Below are 3,455 nucleotides of genomic sequence, written 5' to 3'. Positions count from 1 at the left end.
GCACCTGTCGGTGCCTCCCCGCCCGGGATCGCGCGGAACCCCCTATCTCCCGGGCTTGTCGTCCCGGGTCAGGGCGTCCTTGGCCTTCTCGCCCGCCTGCTTGAACTTCGAGGTGTTCTTCTCGGCCTTGCCCTCGGCCTGCCACTGCTGGTTGTCCGTGGCCTCGCCGAGCTTCTCCTTGGCCTTGCCCTTCAATTCGTCGGCCTTGTTCCTGGCCTGGTCGCCTGCGGACATGTGCGCCTCCCACTCGGTGTTCGCTCCTGTGGGCAGACCCCTGACCGCCGGGCGGGGGCACGAACCGTGGTCCCGGTAAAAAATCCGACAAAAAGGTCAGAGGGGAGATGTCGCCTGGGTCCTGTTTTTTGAACCGGCCTCAGCTTGGGGGGTCCGTCCGGGCGCCCGAACACGGACCGAAGCGAAGGTCCAGAAAACACTGCCTAGGCTCCGGGGGCGACCGTGGCCACCGAGTCGAACGGGGCGTGCGTGCCCACCCGGTTGCTGATGCCCTCGCGCACCATCTCCTTGGCCACGTCGGCGGCCGGTCCCACGTCGCCGCCCTTGGCCAGCTCGGCGGTGATCGCGGCGGCGAAGGTGCAGCCCGCGCCGCTCACCCTGGCGTTCCCGATCTTGGGGGCGCTGAGGACGACCGTCTCCTCGCCGTCGAAGTACACGTCCACGGCGTCCGGGCCCGGCAACTCCACGCCGCCCTTGACGATGACATGCCGCGGCCCCAGTTCGTGGATGCGGCGGGCGGCCTCGACCAGGTCGTCCACCGTCTCCAGCGCCTCCATCCCCGCGAGGGTGCGTGCCTCGAAGAGGTTGGGCGTGATCACGGTGGCCAGCGGCAGGATCTGCGCGGTGAGCGCCTTGTCGGTGTCCAGGGCCGCGCCCGGCTCCTGGCCCTTGCAGATCAGCACGGGGTCCAGGACCACGTGCCGCCACGGCTGGCGCCGGAGCCCCTCGGCGACCACGTCGATGGTGTCCGGGGTGCCCAGCATGCCGATCTTGACCACGTCCAGGTCGTGGCAGGAGGTGGCCGCCTCGATCTGGTCGGCGATGACCTCGGGGGCCACGGGGACGAAGCGGTGGCCCCAGCCGTTCTTCGGGTCGAAGGACACGATGCAGGTGATCGTCCCCATGCCGTAGACGCCCAGCTCCTGGAAGGCCTTGAGGTCGGCCTGGATGCCGGCGCCTCCTGTGGCCTCCGACCCTGCGATCACGTACGCGCGGTTGGTCATCGGGGAACCCCCTCGTCTCGGTGTGCTGTTGCGGAGTCCGCGGCCCCCACCTGCCCGCGAACCCCCGAACAATTGCACCACAGCGGACAGACCCGACGTTCCTCCAGGTCGGGGCGGCCGATCCGCGACGCCCCGGCCACGGTCCGCGGTCGGGGGCGGGCGCGCCGGGGTGCGGCGCGGCCGGACGACGCCGCGCCCCGGCCGGATCCTTCCAGGATCTGGACGGCATAAAAATATTACCGTATTATTTTTTCATGGCACGAACAGCGGACCACGAGGAGCGCAGGCGGCAGGTCGCCCGCGCGCTCCTGAGCACGGTGGGGGAGCGGGGGCTGGCGCGGACCACCCTCGCCGACGTCGCCGACCGGGCCGGCGTCTCGGTCGGCCTGGTGCAGCGCTACTTCCGCACCAAGTCGCAACTGCTGCGCTTCGGCGTGGAGTACCTCTACAAGCAGGGCGCCGACCGGCTGACGGCGGTGAACACCGACGGGCCGCCGATCGCCTCGGCCCGCGACTGGGTCTCCCGCGCGGCGCGGACCCTGCTGCCGCTCGACGACGAACGCCGCGCCGAGCTGACCGTGTGGCTGGAGTTCCTGCCGGCCACGATGACCGACCCGGAGATGTCGCGCCTGCACAAGGACACCACCGCCGAGCTGGTGGGCGTGTTCACGCAGGTGATGGACGAGGCGGTGCGCCGGGGCGAACTCCCGCCCGGCACGGACACGGCGGCCGAGGCCGCCGGGCTCGTCGCCCTCGTGGACGGCCTGACCGTGCACCACCTCATCACCGGCGACGACGCCTTCTCCGAGAGCGCGGTCCGCGCCGCGCTCGCCACCCACCTGGACCGGCTCTTCCCCGCCCCCGAGGGGCCGTGAACCCGTGAACCCGTACGAGCCAGAGCCCGAGGGGGCCGCTATGACCAGCACGACACCGCGGAGCACGGCCACGGCCCGCCCGACCACCCGGCTGCCCCTGCTCGACGTCCTGCGCGGCGTCGCCATCATGGGCACCCTGGGCACCAACGTGTGGCTGTTCGCCGCACCGGGCGCCGAGGCGGGCATCATCTTCGTCCCGGACTCGATCGGCCCGATGGCGGCCTTCCGCGAGGACCCGTCGGCGGCGACCCTGGCGCAGGGCCTGTTCGCCTTCGCCGCCAACGGCAAGTTCCTGGCCCTGCTCACCCTGCTCTTCGGTGTGGGGCTGGCCATCCAGTTCCGCTCCGCGGCCAGGCGCGGCGGGCGCTGGCCCGGCCCCTACAAGTGGCGGGCGCTGTTCCTGTTCGCCGAGGGGCTCGTGCACTTCACGCTGGTCTTCGCCGCGGACGTGCTCATGGGCTACGCGGCGGCCTCGATCGTGGTGGCCTGGCTGCTCACCCGGTCGGAACGGGCGCAGAACGCCGTGATGTGGACGTGCGCCGCCCTCCACCTGGCCTTCGTCGGCCTGGTCACGGCCGCGCTCCTGTCCGAACCGGATCCGCAGGGCGCCGAGGTCCCGCCCGAGGCCGTGGAACTGTACGCCGAAGGCGGTTACCTGGAGCAGGTCGCCTTCCGGCTCGACAACGCGCTGCTGTTCCGGGCCGAACCGGTCGTCACCTTCGCCCTGATGGTGTTCATGTTCCTGCTGGGCGTACGGCTCCTCCGCGCCGGGGCCTTCGGCGGCGACGACACCGGCCGCCGGATCCGGGGCCGCCTGCTCGCCTGGGGGCTGGGGATCGGGCTGCCGGTCAACCTGGCCACGTCCCTGGCCGGACCCGACCTGTTCATGCTGGACCGCTACGCCGCCGCGCCCGTCGTGGCGCTCGGCCTGGTCGGCGCGGTCGGCTGGGTCGTGGACCGGGCGAACCCCGCCGGACGGGGGATCACCGCCGTGTCCTCCCTGGGGCGGATGGCGATGAGCGGCTACGTCGCGCAGAACGTCGTCTGCATGCTGGTCTGCTACGGCTTCGGCCTGGGGCTGGCCGCACGCCTGGCCGACACCGGCCCGTGGTGGGTGATGGGCCTGTGGGCGTCGGTGTGCGCCCTGCTCCTGACCGTCTCGACGCTCTGGCTGCGCCGCTTCCGGGCGGGGCCGCTGGAGGCGTTGCAGAAGGCCGTGCTGGCGCGGGTGCCCGAACGCCGCTGACCGCCCCGCCGGGGGGACCCTCCGAGGGGCCCCGCACGCCGCGTCCGCCGAGGGCGGACGAGCCGGTGCCGGAGCGAGGGACGGCCCGGCACCGGG

4 protein-coding genes are annotated in these 3,455 nt (G+C 72.3%); 2 read left to right on the top strand and 2 right to left on the bottom strand.

Annotation, left to right across the window (positions count from 1 at the left end; genetic code table 11):
- Positions 1 to 42 precede the first annotated feature (42 nt).
- Positions 43 to 234 (bottom strand): CsbD family protein, encoded by a 192-nt coding sequence (locus DQW06_RS13105; RefSeq protein ID WP_013155903.1) that lies wholly within the window; start codon positions 232 to 234, stop codon positions 43 to 45.
- A 203-nt stretch (positions 235 to 437) separates the two neighbouring features.
- Positions 438 to 1,238 (bottom strand): bifunctional hydroxymethylpyrimidine kinase/phosphomethylpyrimidine kinase, encoded by an 801-nt coding sequence (gene thiD, locus DQW06_RS13100; RefSeq protein WP_013155904.1) that lies wholly within the window; start codon positions 1,236 to 1,238, stop codon positions 438 to 440.
- Between the two features lie 254 nt (positions 1,239 to 1,492).
- Here thiD and DQW06_RS13095 point away from each other — a divergent pair, with 254 nt between their 5' ends.
- Complete coding sequence (locus DQW06_RS13095; protein ID WP_071621109.1) at positions 1,493 to 2,113, top strand: TetR/AcrR family transcriptional regulator; 621 nt, start codon at positions 1,493 to 1,495, stop codon at positions 2,111 to 2,113.
- Positions 2,114 to 2,153: 40 nt separating this feature from the next.
- Positions 2,154 to 3,359 (top strand): DUF418 domain-containing protein, encoded by a 1,206-nt coding sequence (locus DQW06_RS13090; RefSeq protein WP_013155906.1) that lies wholly within the window; start codon positions 2,154 to 2,156, stop codon positions 3,357 to 3,359.
- Positions 3,360 to 3,455 lie beyond the last annotated feature (96 nt).

This window comes from Nocardiopsis sp. TNDT3 (assembly GCF_003427465.1).
Lineage (GTDB): Bacteria > Actinomycetota > Actinomycetes > Streptosporangiales > Streptosporangiaceae > Nocardiopsis > Nocardiopsis dassonvillei.
The sequence above is the reverse complement of the archived record's forward strand: the minus strand, read 5'-3'. Positions and strand labels throughout refer to the sequence as shown.